The sequence below is a fragment of the Paenibacillus sp. NPDC093718 genome, assembly GCF_050279985.1.
Taxonomy (GTDB): Bacteria; Bacillota; Bacilli; order Paenibacillales; family Paenibacillaceae; genus Paenibacillus_AQ.
Genome location: NZ_JBNNUS010000007.1, coordinates 285,047 through 303,814, shown reverse-complemented (window position 1 = coordinate 303,814; position 18,768 = coordinate 285,047). Strand labels below are relative to the sequence as shown.

Sequence of the window (18,768 nt, the reverse complement as noted above, 5' to 3'; positions counted from 1 at the left end):
TATGAACGATTTATTTAATGAGGCTATTTGGGAAAAGGCATGGAAAGAACATGGCGAACGCGTTGTGAACAAGATGAAAAAGGCCGGAACCGACCCGACCCGTGCCTTTGATCATAAGGCGAAGGCTTTTAATGAGCAATCGTTTAATGAAGAGGGTAGAAAACGGACCACACGGATCATGAATTGGCTTGAAGGACAAGGAGTTCAATTCAACAACGCCTCTGTGCTGGACATTGGCGCCGCTTCGGGAGTATTCTCGGTGCCGTTTGCAGAGCGGGGGGCCCGCGTAACTGCCGTAGAATCCTCTCTGCCATTGATCGAACTGCTGAAGGAAAATATAACAAAATTCGCCGATGACCAGGTAAAGATTGTGCCCGAACCTTTTGAAGATATTGACGTGCTGGGCAGAGACTGGGGGAATGCCTTCGATCTGGTTTTTGTCTCGATGTGTCCGGTCATTCTGGATTGGAATAGCGTCGAAAAGATTCTACAATGCGCCCGGGATTATTGTTATATCAGTATGCCGGCAGGCTCCATGGAGCTCAGTTTGGTGAATGAAATCTGGCCGCTCATCACCGGTCAGCCCTTCCAATCGAAGCACTTGGAGTTCGGATATTTGCTTCATCTGCTGTATCTCAAAGGCTATTCCTATGAGTCTCTTATAACACGGGAAACGAAAACGACGGAAGTTACAAGAGAAGCGGCGTTACAAGAAATGATGAACTGGCTTCGTAGTCACGGTCAGGCTACAGATGATGAGAATCGGAAAATAGTTGCAGACTATTTGGAGACAGCGTATCCGTCCGGAAAAGTGACCATAAGGCAGAGTGGTCGTTATGGTAAAGTACTTGTTCGAATGCAGGATCATAGCATGTACACAAGAAAAATTTGAAGTTAAGTTGATGTTGATGGCGATTCAACAGGCAACAGATTCTGCTTTTAAAGGGATGGTCCAAACCGAATGAATAGAAATGAGATCTCAAAAGAATCTCATTATGCATGCATGCTTTGTAGGCGGCTTTTTAGGCTCTCTCACATTCGTAGTGACTCGAATATGGATCTCCATGTAATATAAATAGGAACAGATGGGAGATGAGGAACGATGTTGAAATTAGTAAAGGCGTTGCTGGTGGGATTGAGCATAACTGTATTTGGTTTGGATTCTGGAAATGTACAATCTTCCCCCGTATCAGCAGCCGGTACTGATTACTATGTAGCTACCGACGGGAGTGACTCCAATCCAGGTACGATGAGTGCGCCATGGAAGACGCTGCAGCATGCGGCTGATAAGGCGGATCCGGGCAGCATGATTTACGTTCGGGGCGGTGTATATAATCAAAAACTCAAGATAACACGCTCCGGTACAGCTTCGCAAGGTCCCATAACTCTCAAGAACTATGGTTCGGAGAAAGCTATCATCGATGGTACTGGACTTTCAGTCAACGGGATCGAAGGGCTTGTCGAGATAACCAGTGTGAATTACGTTACGATTCAAGGCTTGGAGGTTCGCAACTACACAACGACTTCCAGAAACGCGGTTCCTGTTGGAATTTATGTTCAAGGTTCTGGCGGCTTTATAAATCTGACGAATAACAAGATCCATGATATCAAGAGCACGGTCTCACCAACCGGCAGCGATTTGCTTGGCAGAGATGCACACGGTATCGCCGTATACGGCACCAAAGCTCCGGAATCGCTTCATGACATTACGATTCACGGGAATGAGCTGTACAATTTAACCCTGGGTTCCAGTGAAACACTGGTACTGAATGGTAATGTAGATACGTTTAAAGTAACGGACAATCTCATTCACGATAACGACAACATCGGAATCGATATTATCGGTTTCGAGGGAACTGCGCCGGAAGAAGCCTACGACCAGGCTCGAAATGGCTTGGTGAAAGGCAATCGGGTATATAATATTTCCTCCAACAACAATCCCTCTTATGGAAAAAAACTCCCGAATAACAGTAATGCAGCTGGTGGTATTTATGTTGATGGCGGCAAAGACAGCATCATTGAGCAGAACTACAGCTACAACAATGACATCGGCATTGAAATTGCCTCGGAGCACGCGGGCAAATCCACAAGTAATATTACGATCCGAAGCAACGTGGTGCACAATAACCGGTTGACGGGCATCGCCATGGGTGGATACGACGACGAGCGGGGGTCAACGGTGAATTGCACGATCGTGAACAACACCGTCTACAATAACGATCTTATAGGCGAGGGCAGCGGTCAGCTCTATGTGCAGTATGATGCGAAAAATAACGTGATTAAGAACAATATCTTTGTGGCCAGTTCGACGGGTGTGCTGATCTACAATGAATATACAAAAAATTCAGGTAACGATGTGGATTACAATCTATATTTTTCACCAGGCGGTAGCACGGATGCTTTCTGGACATGGAAGAACAAAGACTATGCTGGCTTCTCCGCATACCAAGCGGGAACCGGTATCGATGCGCATTCATTATTCAAGGATCCTGCATTCTTAAATGCTTCAGGAGGCGACTTTCATCTTCAATCTTCGTCCCCAGCGATTGATGCCGGTTTGACGGATAACGCGATCATCGGTACCCAGGACATTGACGGGCAGCCAAGGGTGCAAGGGGCCGAAGTGAACATCGGCGCAGATGAGTAAGCAATCCTTTTTGAATGAGTAGCAGAGTTGGATGTTAATAGAGACTAATAATATGCTGTTTCGGCAGCAATCGTACGTTCTTATGTTGGACAACGTTTTATATATATTTTAAGCTTCAGCTCTGGATTCATTAAAAGTCGCCATTTTTGGCGGCTTTTTTGTCTTCATGTTATTATTTTTCCCCATCGCGTTTATGAGCGTAGCTCCTTGACATTTTTTTATTAACCGGTAAGCTCTATCGAACCTATAGCCCGAAGGAGCCATTTTCATTTATAGACAATTAAGAGAAAATGAGAAAACATATGACCAAATCTCGTATGGTGGGTAGAACAAATAGAAGGGAGGAAGTTTGAAAGATGAATAAAACAGGAGTTTGGTTGTTTTTTGCATGGACTGTATCAGCTGTGGCAACTAGCGGAAGTTTGTTTCTTAGTGAAGTATGGCATTTTACGCCATGCGTCTTATGTTGGTACCAAAGGATCTTCATGTACCCATTAGTCATTGTGTTGGGAATCGCTGCATATCGGCAAAAGACGCACATCGTCCCATATATCCTACCCCTTGTCATCATTGGCGGAGGCATATCTGCATATCATAGTATCATTCAAAAACTCCCCAAAGAGTCGGATATTGCCGCATGTGGGCCGGTGTCCTGCTTGAATGACTATTTGAATTGGTTCGGTTGGTTGACCATTCCGATGCTGGCATTTACCGCGTTTGTGCTCATAGCCGTGGCTTTATTGCTGGCTCTGCGCTCGCAGAAGCAACAAACAAACCAGTGATGAAAGCTGCAACTATATTGGTATCAAACAAAAGGCCGGTCTGTTGACATATTATTCCTCGATTGCTACAATCCACATTATCTAAAGCGAATGGAGGGTTATGTGTGATTGATTCTTCCCGATAAAGAAAACCAATTCAATGACTGGTTTCTTATCTGTTTTATTCTGCCTGTTTGCAGAGTAATCGGGAATGGTCTGTCCATGTGGCTCTATCAAATTATAAGTGATCCCAGCCTTTCTTCAGCCACTCAGGAGCTGGTTTATTTCTTTAGGATTACTTATTAGGACTTACAGGCATTCATATCCGATTATTCTAAGCGCAGGCAACCTATGTCTGTGTTTTTTATTTTTTCTGAAAGGTGAGGATGGCATTGACACAACAAACTCGAATTTGGTTCATTACAGGGGCAAGCAAGGGGCTTGGATATGCCTTCACCCGTGCTGCCTTGGAGGCAGGTGATAGGGTTGCAGCAGTGGCCAGGACCATCAGCACTTTGGAATCATTAAAAAAGAAATATCCAGATTCTTTATTGCCTTTAGAGCTCGATGTAAGGAGTAGAGAATCGGTTTTTACAGTAGTGAAAGCAGCGGTCGAACATTTTGGAGGCTTGGATATCATTGTTAACAATGCAGGTGCTATGACTTTAGGGATGGTCGAAGAATTAAGTGAAGACGATGCCAGAAGCTTAATGGAAACCAACTTTTTCGGTGCTCTTTGGGTCTGTCAGGCGGTATTGCCTTATCTGCGGGAACAAGGTTCAGGGCACATTATTCAAGTCTCCAGCATCGGTGCATTGGTATCGGGTCCTATGTCCGGTATATACAGCGCGAGTAAGTTTGCATTGGAAGGATTAAGTGAGGCATTGGCTAAAGAAGCTGCTTCCTTTGGAGTCAAGCTAACCATGGTCGAACCCGGGGGATACTGGACGGACATGTACACAACGATGAGCTTGAGTCATCCGATCGAAGCTTATGGACCTCTTCGGGAAGAAATGGCTAAGCAATATTCGGAAGGGTCTGTAGACAGCGATCCCCAACTAGCAGCCGAAGCTCTCTTAAAGTTGGTAGGAAGCGAAGACCCGCCCTTGCGTCTGATCCTCGGCAGTATGGTATTCGATGTAGCGATTAACACCTACGAAGAGCGCGTAAACACTTGGAAGCAGTGGGAGGCGGTCAGCCGTGCTGCTGAAAAAGCGATTCCCGCACCGGAAGGGTACGGGGAATCCGGGGAATAAAACGATTGCTCTTATTAAATGACCTGTAACAGCCGGCCTTAGGGTCGGCTGTTTTCAATCAACAATGAATGGTAGTGATCAAATTTTTATATCTTGCGGTCTTATTCCATAACCCTATGCTCCAATAAGGAGCTTGTGATACATTACTTAAAAATCATGACGAGGAGATGGAATCTGATATGCATAAAGTAATACATCCAAAAATCCATTATTTCGGGACTTCGGTCGTATTGATAAGTACCAACAACGAAGACGGCACACCCAACTTGGCTCCGATGTCCTCTGCCTGGTGGCTCAATCAATCATGCATGCTTGGTATGAGCAGCAAGTCTCAGACTGTTCAAAATATCATTCGTGAAGGGGAGTGCGTGCTTAATCTCCCGTCGATTGACTTGATTCCCGCAGTTGATCGTCTGACCCTGCTAACAGGTCGCAACCCGGTCCCTGAGTCGAAAGCAGCAAGGGGATATCAGTTTGAGGCGAATAAATTCGGTGTAGCAGGGTTAACACAACTTCCGTCCCAGCTCGTTCAAGCGCCGCGGGTGAAAGAATGCCCCGTCCATCTGGAAGCCAGGTTTGTAAAGCTCCATCCTTTTGAAGAACCAAGCTCGCTTGTTGCCATCGAAGTGCGCATCGATAAAGTTCATGTCGAGGCTGATCTTCTTATGGATACCCATTCAAACTATGTCGATCCTTCGAAATGGAATCCGATGATTATGAATTTTTGCGAATATTTCGGTCTGAAGCGATCAATTGTCCGCATCAAAATTAGCGCCGGTATTCGGGCCTGATTCAGTAGAATAGCTATTCATAATATTCGCGCACCTTCATACAATGAATGGATGTGCGATCCTATGAAGAACGGCATATATTGTCCGGCCGGGAGGGGGCAAGAACATGGACTTGACGGGGAGCGGATTACTGTTAGTAGCACTGACAGGCTTGATGGGGGCGCCGCATTGCCTGGTGATGTGCGGAGGGATCGTTTCTTCTCTGGCCCTTCGAACCAGCAGGTCTCCGCTTGCTTCTACGTTAGCCTACAACGCTGGCAGAGTGACAACGTACACGGTGATCGGAGGCTTTATGGGGATGGTGGGCTCCTTCCTGGATGTGGCTGGCAGCTTTGTAGGCTTTCAAGGCGCGGCCAGCATCATTGGAGGGCTGCTCATTCTGCTGTGGACATTTCGTCGGTACACACTGCCCATTTATAACGCGCATCTGCCGAGACATTCTTTGTTACATCTGAAATTGGAACGGCTTAGTCAGCGGTATGAGCTGTTTGCGACTTTTCTAACCGGCCTTCTGCTGGGGTTTCTTCCATGTGGTTTGACCTATGCGATGCATATGAATGCAGCGGCATCCGGATCTGGTCTGGAAGGCCTCTTGATCATGCTGGTATTTGGGCTTTCGACTTTTCCCATTCTACTCCTAACGGCGCTGTCTGCCGGCAGTTTAACGAAAAAGTGGCGCAGAGGAATGCGTAAATTCGGCGGATTTCTGGCCTTTTTAATGGGAGTGCTTTCAATTTTAAAAGGAATTAGCGCCAACGGATGGATCCCGGGAATTCACCCATGGTTATGGTAAGCAGGACTAGCGAACTTTGAACAACGTCCTCACCGTGACATTTTGATCCTCCCAACGAAGGACCGCTTCCGCCTGCCAAAGTCCTTGCATAACAGGTACGGCCGTTGCGCTGTATACACCCGGCTTTGATTCGACTATTGCGGCGGGGAACACACCACAAAACATATCGGGCATCTTGAGGTTGAGTTTAATATCGGCATTAACAACGGGCTTCTCAGGCAGCTCGGTAATGAAAACCTGAAAGGACGTTTCTTTCATGGGTTCTGCAACAGATTGAACGGTTTGTATTTCCATGCGAAGCTGCCCATCGGTATAAATGTTTTCTGCTTTGGAACGATCATGAACCTGCCGGTAAATAATCATGGCCGCGATCACAAAGAGCAACAACAAAGCAATGCCCCATCTTGTCTTCATGATATCCCTTCTTTCGCCTGAAAACATGAGTATTCTCTCATAGGTATGTAAGAAAAGGTCAGAACATGCACATATGGATGGGGCTTTAGTTCTGATATTTGCGCCCGAAACCCTAATTCATTTTGACAAGAAATCCGCGCCGGCCCTCTACAACTTTCTAGGGATGTAGGAACTTCCCTGTGAAATGGTTGCGGAGGTTTTTTTGTGCCAAATGAACTTTGATCACATCAGACATCATTGATCGCCCTCAGATAATGTATTACATCATTAAGCTTCCCGCAGGCTACGTTTTTGATGCCAACCTTGGGGCGTTTAATGACAATGAGGATAAATGGTCCATTATAACAAAGGCGAATCGCAATATGGGCCATTTATTGACTGTAAAAGCGTAGAAACCGAGACATATCTTTATATTTTGAAAAAAACTTAGTAGGAGAAATCAAAAACTCACTTGCATAAGAAAATCCTCTTGTATTAGAATTGTGTGGGGATCGTATATGTTGAGAATATATAGTTGCTTCTCCGGTCGACATCATTTTCATATTAGGAGGAACAACATGGAAGTCTTTGCAGAATATTTAGCACATATTGATAACCCTGAACATCGTGAACGTACGGAAGAGGTTTTGGCGTGGGTAACTAAAAAATTCCCGGAATTAATGCCAAAAATAGCGTGGAATCAGCCTATGTTTACCGACCACGGCACATTTATCATTGGCTTTAGCATGGCCAAACCTCATTTGGCTGTTGCACCTGAAAGAGCAGTGATTCAGCATTTTTCTGATGAAATTGTACAGGCTGGCTATGATCACACCAAAGAGTTGGTACGTATCCGGTGGGAAAAACCGGTTGACTTCTCATTACTTGAGAAAATGATCGAGTTTAATATTATGGATAAGGCTGACTGTACAACTTTTTGGCGAAAATAGCAAAAAAAGAATGTATAGGAAAATCCCCTATGAAAAGGGGATTTTTGATGCTGGCTCCGAGAAGTCGCCAAGTTGACCGTGGGGCTGAAAATTTTGCGTGAAATGAATGAAACGAGACGTTACTTGACAACGTAATAACGAAAGGGAGTCATGGAACACTCAAAACTGGGGAAAAACCTCTACTCTTTAAAGTGGGGATTAGATGTTTTAGCCAGGAGTTAAACAATGGACATTCGCACATAAGAGAGGAGAAAGTACTGTTGGAATCAATTTGGTTGGAGTATGCATGGGCATTACTAATTCTTATTGGATTGGAAGGTTTACTATCGGCGGATAATGCCCTTGTTTTGGCAGTTATCGCGAAGCACTTACCGGAGGACCAGAAAAAGAAAGCGATCAATTACGGGATCATTATGGCTTTTGTTTTTCGCTTCGCAGCTTTATTTGCGATATCGTTTATTGCGAACGTCTGGCAAATACAGGCGATTGGAGCTGCTTATCTTCTATACCTCGGATTAAAGCACATCATCAAAGCACGTTTCGGTAAGGAAAATAAAAATATTCGCGAGGACATAAAGAAAGATGCTGCCGGTAAAGGCTTCTGGCCAACGGTAAGCAAAATTGCGATTGCGGATCTCGCCTTTGCGATTGATTCCATTCTTGCTGCAGTGGCTTTGGCACTGGGTCTCCCAGATTCACCGCTTCCAGAATTCGGTGGCATGGACGGAGGGCAATTCTTGGTTGTTGTGCTTGGCGGAATCGCCGGGCTCATTCTGATCAAATTTGCAGCCACATGGTTTGTTAAGCTTCTTGCTCAACGGCCAGCACTAGAGACCACGGCTTATGCAATCGTGGCATGGGTCGGTGTCAAGCTCGCTGTAATTACCTTAGCCCATGAAGATATCGGGGTGTTAGATCATCATTTCCCACATAGCACTGTCTGGACCATAATCTTCTATGGTGTCTTGGTAGCGATAGCCCTTCTCGGTTGGTTTGCACCTGGGAAAAGTAAACAGTCACAGACCGATCAACTCTAGTTCCATGCTTTCGATCATAGTTGACAGATGGCCTTCCCTTAAGGGAGGGCCATTTTGCATGCCGGTCTAAAATTGGACATGAGTATGCTGTAATCTACCTCGGAATATGATATTGTTTTTTATAATCATCGAATAGAATGTAGCAGCCAGGTGTTGTGTTGGAGAACAATCCTTCAACGAAAATTATGGATTGACATGACACGAAGTAGTTTCCTATAATCATTGTGTCACTAAATGGTGTCCAATTAGAATATGCTTATACATACTAGACTTCAGTCCACTTCGTTTTACTAAACAGGTTGCGTTTGAACCAAGAACGGAAGGATGTTAGCCATGAGCGAATCGAATCAGGAATATATCGTAATCTCGGCTGCGAGGGAAAACAATCTCAAGAACGTATCCTTGCGCATTCCCAAGCGGAAGATCACGATATTCACCGGGGTATCCGGATCCGGCAAGTCATCGATCGTGTTCGATACGATTGCCGCAGAATCCACGCGTTTGCTGAATGAGAACTTCAGCATGTTCGTGCGTAACTTTCTTCCTCGCTATCCGCAGCCAGATGCGGATGCGATCGAGAATCTGAGCATGGCTGTAATCGTTGATCAGAAGCGGCTAGGCGGCGGTTCCCATTCCACGATGGGTACAATTACCGATATTTCTCCCATTCTCCGTCTTCTCTTCTCCCGAGTGGGACAGCCCTATGTCGGACAAGCGAACATGTTCTCGTTTAACGATCCGCAAGGCATGTGTCCTGAATGTAACGGGATTGGTCGCAAATTAGGCGTTGATATGAGCAAGGCACTGGATATGTCAAAGTCGCTCAACGAAGGGGCTATTCTGCTGCCGGACTATTCGGTGAACGGCTGGGAGTGGAACATGATCGTTCAGACCGGGGACTTTGATCTCGATAAGAAGCTGAACGACTATTCGGATGATGAACTGGATCAGCTGCTGTACGCCAAGGCAAGGAAAGTAAAGATGGACTTTGCCGGCAAGGCAACGAATATTACTGTAGAAGGCGTCATCGAGAAGTTCACAAATAAATACATCAAGCAGGATGTGAAGACGAAGTCCGAGCGCACACAAAAAGCTGTTGCGCCATACATTTCCGAGGGCCCCTGTTCCAGCTGCCGCGGTGCCAGACTAAGTCAGGCAGCCCTTAGCTGCAGGATCAATGGACTCAACATTGCGGAAATGTCTTCCATGGAGGTTGGTCAGCTGATTCGTGTTGTCCGGGAGATTGACAACGCGATCGCAGCACCGATGGTCAAGTCACTAACGGAGCGGCTGCAGCATCTGGTGGATATCGGGCTCGACTACCTGACGCTGGATCGTGAAACGGATACTTTGTCCGGCGGCGAGTCGCAGCGCGTCAAGATGGTGAAGCACCTGAGCGGCAGTCTGGTAGATGTCACCTACATCTTCGATGAGCCCAGCGTTGGCCTACACCCCCGTGATGTACACCGGTTAAATGAATTGCTTCAGAAGCTGCGCGACAAGGGCAATACCGTGATTGTTGTCGAGCATGATCCTGATGTAATCAAGGTGGCGGATCATATCGTTGACGTAGGACCTCACGCCGGCAGCCGCGGCGGCACGATCGTATATGAAGGAAGCTTCGAAGGCTTATTGGAGGCTGGTACGCTGACAGGCACTCATATGAAGCGGCCGCTGCAGCTGAAACGCGATTGCAGGCAACCCTCCGGCAAGCTATCTATCCAGGATGCCACACTTCACAACCTTCAGAACGTGAGTTTAGATATTCCAACCGGCGTACTGACCGTTGTAACAGGAGTCGCCGGCTCGGGCAAGAGTACGCTGATTAACGAAATATTCCTCAGCCATCATCCGGATGCGATCGTCATCGATCAATCGGCGGTAGGCGTGTCAACACGCTCGAATCCCGCAACCTATACGGGCATAATGGACGATGTACGCAAAGCGTTTGCTTCTGCAAACAAGGTCAGTCAAGGCTTGTTCAGCTTCAACTCCAAAGGGGCTTGCGATAACTGCCAAGGGCTGGGTGTAGTGTATACGGATCTTGCATTCCTCGAGAACGTGAAGCTGCCATGCGAAGTATGCGGAGGCAGACGGTTCAAGGAAGAGGTGCTCGAGTACAAATTAAACGGCAAATCCATTGCAGAAGTGCTGGAGATGACGGTGGAGCAGGCACTGGAATTTTTTGAACTAAAAGAGGTTGTGCGCAAGCTGCAAGCAATGAGTGATGTAGGGCTGAACTATATTACACTCGGCCAGCCGCTCAGCACGCTCTCAGGCGGGGAATGCCAGCGGATCAAGCTGGCAAGCGAACTGCATAAGAAAGGGAGCATTTACGTGATGGATGAGCCGACGACGGGCCTGCATATGTCAGATATCGGTGACCTTCTTGGGATCATGAACCGCCTCGTGGATGCAGGCAATACGGTGATCGTCATCGAGCATAACCTCGACGTGATCAGTCAAGCGGATTGGATTATCGATATGGGACCGGACGGTGGGAGCCGGGGTGGCCAAGTGGTATTCGAGGGCACACCTTCGAAGATCATCCATGCGGAGCAGTCGATCACGGGAAGATATTTGATGTAATGTACATCCACACGGGGAGTGTTAAGCCAGCGAACGGTTACCTGCATGTCGCCCCGTTATCGGTTGTCGAACGCCAGAGAGAAGCCTGTTCACTCGACCGGTTTTATAGTAAGCTAACCATAAAAGGAGGAGTGGGAAATTATGGTGAAACAGCTGATCGTCGGTGACGCCAGCCATGAGCTGGCAACTACGCGCCGCATCCTGGAGCGATTGCCCGAGGAGCATATGACGTGGAAGCCTCACGTCAAATCCATGACGTTGGGCGGACTTTCCACGCACCTGATCAACATCCTAAACTGGCAAATCGCAATTTTTCTGTACCCGGAATTCGATCTTTCGACCGTACCGCTTCGGCGGGAAGCCTTAGAAAGACGCGATGATGTGTTGGAGGAATTCGACGCAAACGTGGTCAAGCTTGAAAAGCTGTTAGACGAATGCGATGAGAGAACGCTCGCCGAGGAATGGACCTTGCGGAACGGCGACCATATTATCCTGCGCCAACCGCGGGCGATCGCGTTTCGCACCTTCGGATTAAGCCACATGGTCCACCACCGTGCGCAGCTCGGCGTTTATTTGCGGCTGCTTGATATTCCGGTGCCGGGCATCTACGGTCCCTCGGCCGACGAGGAAGGCAAGTGAACGAAAAGCGCTGAAAAGTCTCAGGGCATTGTCAAAAGACAAGGACATAACACAAACGAAGTCGCGAAAATCGCGGCTTTTTTTGTCAGCCGATATTAAAGCCATGATGAAGGTAATCGGGCGTTTTCGAATGGAGTGATTGGATTTTTCAAAAGAGCAATCTGTAAGAAATCCATGGATGAAACATTTGCTATGATCGAATACAGGAGTTGTCAACAAGGAGGGATGATGATGAACCAAAATAACGCAGTAAACAAAATGGAAACGCAAGTAGGTGAATGCGAGATTGTGATCACCCGCATATTTGATGCTCCGCGCGAGATCGTGTTCGAGGCTTGGACGAAAGAGGAGCACTTGTCGAAGTGGTGGGGGCCTCAAGGTTTTACGATGACTATTGAGAAGTTTGAGATGAAACCGGGCGGTACATGGGAGTTTATTATGCACGGTCCCGATGGCGTTGATTTTCCCAACACCAACGTCTTTGTTGAGGTCGTTAAACCCGAGCGCATTGTTATCAAACATGCCGTGTTTCCGCATTTTCTGGCGTCAGTAAGCTTTGAGGAACGGGACGGTAAGACACAATTGACGTATCAAACCGTTTTTGAGGAAACTGTCGCCGTATTCGATAAGGTGAAAACCTATGCCGTCCCAGGTGCCGAACAGACCATGGACCGTCTTGAGGAGCATCTGGCAAGCATGTCTTGACGCTAACGGCAAACGCTGGTTCGGATCAGAAAGTATAAAGCCTCCGAATAGAAGGAACCCGATTTAATGAGTATGCAAAAGCTGCTATTGGCGGCTTTTTTGGTTGAATGAAATGGTACTTAACGGCGTAAGTAGATTCGAATTTTGAATATGTAATTTCAGTCTTAAGGAGGAGGTCAATGATGATGAGGTCCGTATAATAAGGAATGGAAAGGAGAGACATACCACTACTCAAGATGGCATTTTTATAGACAAATTGGAGGTTGAAAAGATTGAATAGGCACGACACAAGCACCAATGCACCAAGCCTTCTTCGCAATCGGTTCCTGCAGACGATTTTATTATCAAGCGTGCTCCTGCAGATCGGAATCTGGGTGCGTAATTTCGCTATCCTCCTGTATGTAGCGGATAGAACAAATAATGATCCATATGCTATTTCGCTGATCAGCGTAGCAGAATTTGCACCGATTTTTGTTTTTTCGTTCATCGGAGGTACATTTGCGGACCGCTGGAAGCCAAAGCGAACGATGATCTGGTGCGATTTATTATCCGCGGTATCGGTATTCGTAGTGCTTCTGACCATTCATTACGGTTCATGGCAATCCGTTTACCTTGTCGCATTCATCTCGGCAATTCTTTCGCAGTTCTCACAACCTTCCAGTATGCGATTGTTTAAGTATCACGTGTCTGAAGAACAACTGCAGCAAGGGATGGCTCTATTCCAATCGCTGATGGCCATCTTCATGGTCCTTGGCCCTATGCTTGGAACATTCGTTTACAGCACGTTTGGTCTTGAAACATCGATCGCTGTAATGGGCATAGTTTTTCTGTTATCCGCGCTCGTCCTGATTCGCCTGCCGGAGGATAATATGAAATCTCAAACAGCCGCCGTAAAAGGGCAGTTCCGTAAAGATTTCGTTGAAGGCTTCCGCTATGTTTGGCAAAGCCAAGTGCTGCGTATGCTCGGACTCGCGTTTATTCTCGCAGGACTCGCTGTTGGCGTAGCCCAAGCGCTCAACCTGTTTATTGTAACGGAGCGGCTGGGCAGGAGCGAGGAGTTCCTGCAATATCTGCTAATGGTGAATGGCGCAGCCATGCTCATCGGCGGCGGGATCGTGGCCGTCTTCGCGAAGCGGGTTCCACCGCAGGTTCTTCTTGCCATAGGCATGCTGGCAGGCGCGGTCTGTACAACCATTGTGGGGTATTCGACGAGTGTTCCGGTCACGCTGACCGTTCAATTTCTAAATGGGCTTGTCTTCCCTTGCATTCATATCGGGATCAGCACCATGATCCTGAAATGGTCTCATGCTTCCATTGTCGGTCGGGTGAACGGGGTTCTGAATCCGATGTTTGTTGGCATGATGGTCATTTCCATGTCTTTTGCTGGCGCGTTAAAGGACGCCTTTTCGCTGAGTACGATCTATAGCGGAGCAGGATTACTATTTCTTCTTGGCTCACTCGTCATGGTGCCGATCATGAACCAAAAAGCGCCGGAACATGTACTTACTGCACAAGAGACATAATCTCGCACTATCCATAAGGTTATGTGAAGAAGAGCCGGCTATGAAAAAATAGTCGGTTCTTCTTCATTTCCAGGGGGTAACTCCCAGCACAATACCGCACAATACCTTTACGAATCGGGATGGTTAGAGCATATGCACAGCCGAAGTCGCGATGCGATAATCACGGCTTTTTTTAATCTAACGATGCCTCATTTCTTTATATTCAGAAGATTGCAGGTGTCCGTTTTGTTATAATCAACTTAATTGATTTCTAATTTAATGAACAGATACGAGGTGATTGTATGGACAATAAATTATATGACCGCATCAAAGGCGGCCTGTATGGAGTGGCTGTAGGCGACGCGCTTGGCGGAACGACGGAGTTTATGAGCGTGCAGGAGATTAAGGAGAAGCACGGCTATTTGACGGAGATCATCGGCGGCGGGGTGTGGCAGCTGGAACCGGGCGAAGTGACCGACGATACCATGATGACGCTGTGCGTGGCGAGAGGGATACTCGAAAATCCTGGTGAGCCAATGGAAGCGATCGGGCGTTTCTTCATGGACTGGTACCAATCACGGCCTAAAGACATCGGTAATATCATCCGTCATGTTTTTCAAAAGTATGATGGAGACTGGTTCGAAGCGGCCTTTGTGGCGCACATGGATATGGGGCAAAGCGGCGGGAATGGTTCCCTCATGCGATGCCTGCCTGCAGCCCTTGCCTACAAGGACCCGGCGGACATTGACCGAGTGACCATCATGCAGTCACGGATGACGCATTATGATCCAAGGTGTGCCGAAGTCTGCGTCATGTACAACCGAATGGCGCAACGTCTTCTGCAGGGTGAAAGTTTAAGAGCAGCCATCATGGCCGAGGTGGTGGGAAGCGAATACGAAAGCATCATTGAAGCACAGCCGGATTGCCCGGCAAGCGGTTATGTGGTTCACACTTTCCGGTGGGTACTGCATATTTTGCTCCATACGTCGGATTTTGCAGGTGTCGTACAGAAGGCGGCAAATCTAGGGGAAGATTCTGATACGATCGGCGCCATCGCGGGTGGGTTGGCAGGCATCTACCATGGGTATGAAGGAATTCCTGTCCGATACGCAGAGGCGATCCTCATCAAAGAGAGACTCGACGGGATCATCTCGCAATTGTATGCATTGAAAACTTTATGATAAAGAGATCATGAAACATAATATAAACGCAATGCTCGATAATGGTGTCATTACATATCTTTCTTTTGTGCTTCTGGATATTAGATTAGCTATCGTATTTAATCCCAGAAATACAGTAATTACCCAAACCAGAATATTCGTAGGTAGAACATGAAAGATATTTATGACGTTAGTATGCTGCAAAAAAACAACTCCCATAATGAGAAGAATAATAGCGTTTATAGCACTTACAACACGTAATTTATTAGGCAAAACTTTATAATACCCACCCATTGCAAATTCTCCTAAAGGCAAACCAAGCACAAGCAACACCTGAAAAACGGCGATAGAAATAAACATAAAAGTGACGATAATGGATAATATGTAGAGCATACTCTCTTCCATACATTTCTCCTCTTTAATTGGTAGTTTATTTTTAAGAATATTATATTCCTCTTACTATCCTGCAATGCCAAAAGTTATACTTGTGTCCAGGTGCTTCGGTAAAACCCGTTGCAACCGCATTTACGAGGATACCAGCTGTTGTACGGCCACTATTTTGGAAAGGGGTGACTTTAGAATGCTCTTACTCAGTCTCATTTTATATTCGATCGTATTCGTCTCCGGGTACTTATGGATCAAAAAAAAGCTGAAGGTGTCCAACGATTCGGATCAGCTGCTCTATAAGCATATCAATCGATTTCATCTGATTGGGGAGTTGATCATCATAGCCGTGTCCCTAATCGCCCTTTACTTCATGAGGTTTGTTTGGGAGTGGAGATCGTCGGCTTATCAGGACGTTATACTTGTGGTAGCTGTTCTACACGCTTTCCGTTCCGTTGTTGAAAGACGCTATAAGAAGGATTCCAAACAGCACCTCCTCAGTGCTTATGCAAGTGTGTGCGGCCTACTCCTTTTCCTTGGCATCGAGCTGTTTGCGTAACAACACAAGAAGAACTATTCCTTTAGATATCTATATTCAATCCTTGATGATTCATAAATTTGACGCAGCATCCAATAATGAAGAACAACCAATCCTTCGCTTTGAGAGGGATTGGCTGTTTCCAATTTAGGAGAAGCTTATTTTTGTTCTTTTTCCGTGAAAAATGTAATGAGGGCAAATAACAAAAAGGCAAGCAGCAGGAGCGAACCGCCCACAATAAACAAGACCAATACCAAACTGTCGTCCAGCTGAAAAGGATTCAAATTGTACATCCACATTCCGAACGTTAAGCCGAAGGACCCCAGGATCGCCAGCCAGCCGTGGACAGCAACCAGTCTCTTATATCTTACTTTGTATGCCTTGTAGAAGATTCCCCAAGCAAATACCGACAACCAGCCGACCAGTAAAATGTGGGCGTGGATCGGACGAAGGGAGTAATCCATCTCGCCAGACATTTTGGAACCAAGATAGGTTCCAAGAATGCCGAACAGCGCTGCATATCGAATTAACCGTAAACTCCATTTTTGTTCCATGATTCATCATGTCCTTCCATTAGAAAAATAACAGTGAAGGTCGTACCCTTCCCAAGCTCGCTCTCGAGCGTTATGGTTCCATTTAATAGTGTGACGATTTCTTTAACAATGGACAGTCCAAGCCCTGTCCCGTCTTTCTTGCGGGTTGCATCCACCCGGTAAAAGCGCTCGAACACTTGCTTGGCTGATTCCTCCGACAGACCGACCCCGGTGTCCTCGAATGTGAGGATGATCTTGTTTCCGGCGGTGGTGCAGGAGATGAAGATATGGCCGTTCGGCTGGTTATACTTAATGGCGTTCGTTATCAAGTTATCCCACACGATCGCCAGCAGCTCGCGATCGGAGAACAACACGGCTTCATCTAATTTGTACGAGATGGTCAGGTTCCGGTCCTGCAGACTCCATTGATGTTTTTTGATGGATTCCTTGATTTGCAGATCCAGTCGGAGAGGGCTCTTTTTCACCGGGTAACCGGATTGATCCAGGGACGTAATCAGCAGAAGCTGCTTGGTCAGATTCGATAATCTTCTGGCTTCATCGCTCACGATTCCCGCATACTGCAGACGCGCCTTCTCATCCAAATTTGGAAGAAGGAGCAGGTCTCCATACCCTTGAATATTCATTAATGGAGATTGAAAATCATGAGACACGTTGCTGATGAAGGACTTCCGGGCGACGTCATTATGCTGCAGCTGCTGCTGCATTCGCAGGAAGTTCTCAGCCAACTGGCCCAGCTCATCCTTACGATGGATATCCAGCGAATACGTAAAATCTTCGTTGGTGATCGCTTTCGTCGCTTCGGACAGCTCAGAGATGGGGTGAATTAGCCGTTTGGTCATTTTGATTACACCCAATAGGCTCACGATGGCGACAGCTACGATAAATCCCGCCAGCATCATATGGATATCGGAAAATAGGATTTTGCTAGCCGGTTTGACGAATAGAGCATAAGTCTGATTTCCGATTTGAAGGGGGAGCCCGACAGTGTTTCTAATATCATTGGAGAAATGCCCCATCATCCAGAGCTGATCCCATATGCCGTCTTTCCCCATATACGGTGTGCCGCTTAACACCTGGTCCATGGTGTGGTCAGGCAGCCGGCTATGCTCAAAAGGCTCACCGAATAAATACGCCTCTCCGGAACGGTTAGCCAAATAAATCTGGTATCCTAGTTGTCCGACGGACTCAAGGAAGGGGTGCACGGTATGGCTCGATACATGCATTTCCTCGAGAACGTGGACGATTTGCTCGGCAACCTCCATGTTTTGCTGCGTGATTTCTTCTTTGGTAAATATCACGTAGACGACGTTTGCCAGAATAAATCCGATGAGGATGCTGATCCCTAGAATGAGCAGTGTTGTGGATATAAACTCCCGGTATAATGTTTTCATTCGGCCGCCTCTAATTTATAACCAATGCCCCTGATGGTCTGGATCTCGATCGAAGCGTTGTAACGTTTGAGACGGTCGCGAATCCGGTTCATATGCGTATTCAATGTCATCTCGTTGCCTTGATAATCCTCGCCCCATGCCTGCTCGATAAGAACGGACCGGGGAGTGACTTTGTTGGCCCGTACTGCCAGCATGGTCAGCAGCTCAAACTCTTTTAGAGGAAAGAGAATGGTTTCATCCTTGATGATCACTTCAAAATCATTCCGGTTGATCTTCACATTGCCGACCTTCAAGACACTTTCCATTGCGCGGCCATAGCGGCGAAGAACAACGGCAACCCGAAACAGCAGCTCCTTTGGCTCAAAAGGCTTCACAAGATAATCCTCGGAGCCTGATTTGAACCCCTGTTCCTTGTCGGATAATTGTCCCTTGGCGGTCAGCAGGATGACAGGAATGTCGAGCTCTTTCGTTAGTATTCTAGTCAGGGAGAAGCCATCCATCCCGGGCATCATGACATCCACGATGGCCAGGTTTACCTCCGACTCTTCCAGAAGCTCCAGCGCGTGCTTCCCGTTATGCGCTTGTAAAACCGTATAGCCTTCCCGCGTCAAATGGATGGTCACAAGCTGCAGGATATCATAATCATCGTCTACGACTAAAATTTTCACGGAAGACTCC

Annotated in this window: 18 protein-coding genes and 1 pseudogene; 14 read left to right on the top strand and 5 right to left on the bottom strand. The window is 46.9% G+C overall.

The annotated features are described in order from the left end of the window. Window position 1: 1 nt before the first annotated feature. From ACQKPA_RS22045 to ACQKPA_RS22020, 6 genes and pseudogenes are all read left to right on the top strand, one after another. The gene (locus tag ACQKPA_RS22045) at window positions 2-892 is read left to right on the top strand and encodes a class I SAM-dependent methyltransferase (protein ID WP_427494649.1); all 891 of its coding nucleotides are present in this window, start codon (window positions 2-4) and stop codon (window positions 890-892) included. Between the two features lie 210 nt (window positions 893-1,102). Further along, entirely contained in the window at window positions 1,103-2,647 is a 1,545-nt protein-coding gene (locus tag ACQKPA_RS22040) for a right-handed parallel beta-helix repeat-containing protein (protein WP_427494648.1), read from the top strand. 356 nt (window positions 2,648-3,003) lie between these two features. Then, a complete protein-coding gene (locus tag ACQKPA_RS22035) occupies window positions 3,004-3,429 on the top strand; it encodes a disulfide oxidoreductase (RefSeq protein ID WP_427494647.1) in 426 nt (141 codons plus the stop codon). A 371-nt stretch (window positions 3,430-3,800) separates the two neighbouring features. Then, a complete protein-coding gene (locus ACQKPA_RS22030) occupies window positions 3,801-4,664 on the top strand; it encodes an SDR family oxidoreductase (protein WP_427494646.1) in 864 nt (287 codons plus the stop codon). A 179-nt stretch (window positions 4,665-4,843) separates the two neighbouring features. Next, window positions 4,844-5,468: pseudogene (locus tag ACQKPA_RS22025) on the top strand (flavin reductase family protein). Between the two features lie 93 nt (window positions 5,469-5,561). Beyond that, complete coding sequence (locus tag ACQKPA_RS22020) at window positions 5,562-6,248, top strand: sulfite exporter TauE/SafE family protein (RefSeq protein WP_427494645.1); 687 nt, start codon at window positions 5,562-5,564, stop codon at window positions 6,246-6,248. A 6-nt stretch (window positions 6,249-6,254) separates the two neighbouring features. Here ACQKPA_RS22020 and ACQKPA_RS22015 read toward each other — a convergent pair whose 3' ends face one another. Beyond that, a complete protein-coding gene (locus tag ACQKPA_RS22015) occupies window positions 6,255-6,662 on the bottom strand; it encodes a FixH family protein (protein WP_427494643.1) in 408 nt (135 codons plus the stop codon). 557 nt (window positions 6,663-7,219) lie between these two features. Between ACQKPA_RS22015 and ACQKPA_RS22010 the strand changes: the two genes are divergently transcribed. From ACQKPA_RS22010 to ACQKPA_RS21980, 7 genes are all read left to right on the top strand, one after another. Continuing rightward, a complete protein-coding gene (locus tag ACQKPA_RS22010; RefSeq protein WP_427494642.1) occupies window positions 7,220-7,591 on the top strand; it encodes an iron chaperone in 372 nt (123 codons plus the stop codon). A 260-nt stretch (window positions 7,592-7,851) separates the two neighbouring features. After that, a complete protein-coding gene (locus tag ACQKPA_RS22005) occupies window positions 7,852-8,628 on the top strand; it encodes a TerC family protein (RefSeq protein WP_427494641.1) in 777 nt (258 codons plus the stop codon). A gap of 333 nt (window positions 8,629-8,961) precedes the next feature. Further along, window positions 8,962-11,217 (top strand): ATP-binding cassette domain-containing protein, encoded by a 2,256-nt coding sequence (locus ACQKPA_RS22000; protein WP_427494640.1) that lies wholly within the window; start codon window positions 8,962-8,964, stop codon window positions 11,215-11,217. Between the two features lie 141 nt (window positions 11,218-11,358). Next, on the top strand, window positions 11,359-11,856 hold the full coding sequence (locus ACQKPA_RS21995; RefSeq protein WP_427494639.1) for a DinB family protein: 498 nt from the start codon (window positions 11,359-11,361) through the stop codon (window positions 11,854-11,856). Between the two features lie 231 nt (window positions 11,857-12,087). Next, window positions 12,088-12,561 carry an SRPBCC family protein gene (locus tag ACQKPA_RS21990; RefSeq protein ID WP_427494638.1) on the top strand — a complete coding sequence of 158 codons (474 nt, stop codon included), beginning with the start codon at window positions 12,088-12,090 and terminating at the stop codon, window positions 12,559-12,561. A 272-nt stretch (window positions 12,562-12,833) separates the two neighbouring features. Continuing rightward, on the top strand, window positions 12,834-14,084 hold the full coding sequence (locus ACQKPA_RS21985) for an MFS transporter (protein WP_427494637.1): 1,251 nt from the start codon (window positions 12,834-12,836) through the stop codon (window positions 14,082-14,084). A 281-nt stretch (window positions 14,085-14,365) separates the two neighbouring features. Then, entirely contained in the window at window positions 14,366-15,244 is an 879-nt protein-coding gene (locus tag ACQKPA_RS21980; protein ID WP_427494636.1) for an ADP-ribosylglycohydrolase family protein, read from the top strand. On the opposite strand, the gene ACQKPA_RS21975 is transcribed toward ACQKPA_RS21980, so the two are convergent. Further along, window positions 15,239-15,628 (bottom strand): hypothetical protein, encoded by a 390-nt coding sequence (locus tag ACQKPA_RS21975; protein ID WP_427494635.1) that lies wholly within the window; start codon window positions 15,626-15,628, stop codon window positions 15,239-15,241. The genes ACQKPA_RS21980 and ACQKPA_RS21975 overlap by 6 nt on opposite strands. A 175-nt stretch (window positions 15,629-15,803) precedes the next feature. On the opposite strand from ACQKPA_RS21975, the gene ACQKPA_RS21970 reads away from it, so the two are divergent. After that, window positions 15,804-16,166, top strand: coding sequence for a DUF4181 domain-containing protein (locus ACQKPA_RS21970; RefSeq protein ID WP_427494634.1), 363 nt, complete (start codon window positions 15,804-15,806; stop codon window positions 16,164-16,166). 137 nt (window positions 16,167-16,303) lie between these two features. Here the strand turns inward: ACQKPA_RS21970 and ACQKPA_RS21965 are convergent, their stop codons facing one another. Genes ACQKPA_RS21965 through ACQKPA_RS21955 form a run of 3 tightly spaced genes read right to left on the bottom strand, consistent with a single transcriptional unit; the run spans window position 16,304 to window position 18,758 of the window. After that, complete coding sequence (locus ACQKPA_RS21965; RefSeq protein ID WP_427494632.1) at window positions 16,304-16,699, bottom strand: hypothetical protein; 396 nt, start codon at window positions 16,697-16,699, stop codon at window positions 16,304-16,306. Next, on the bottom strand, window positions 16,672-18,090 hold the full coding sequence (locus ACQKPA_RS21960) for a sensor histidine kinase (protein WP_427494630.1): 1,419 nt from the start codon (window positions 18,088-18,090) through the stop codon (window positions 16,672-16,674). The genes ACQKPA_RS21965 and ACQKPA_RS21960 overlap by 28 nt, the downstream gene beginning before the upstream one ends. Continuing rightward, window positions 18,087-18,758, bottom strand: a complete 672-nt coding sequence (locus tag ACQKPA_RS21955) for a response regulator transcription factor (protein ID WP_194543040.1) — start codon at window positions 18,756-18,758, stop codon at window positions 18,087-18,089. Before ACQKPA_RS21955 ends, ACQKPA_RS21960 begins: the two co-directional genes overlap by 4 nt. Between the last annotated feature and the right edge of the window lie 10 nt (window positions 18,759-18,768).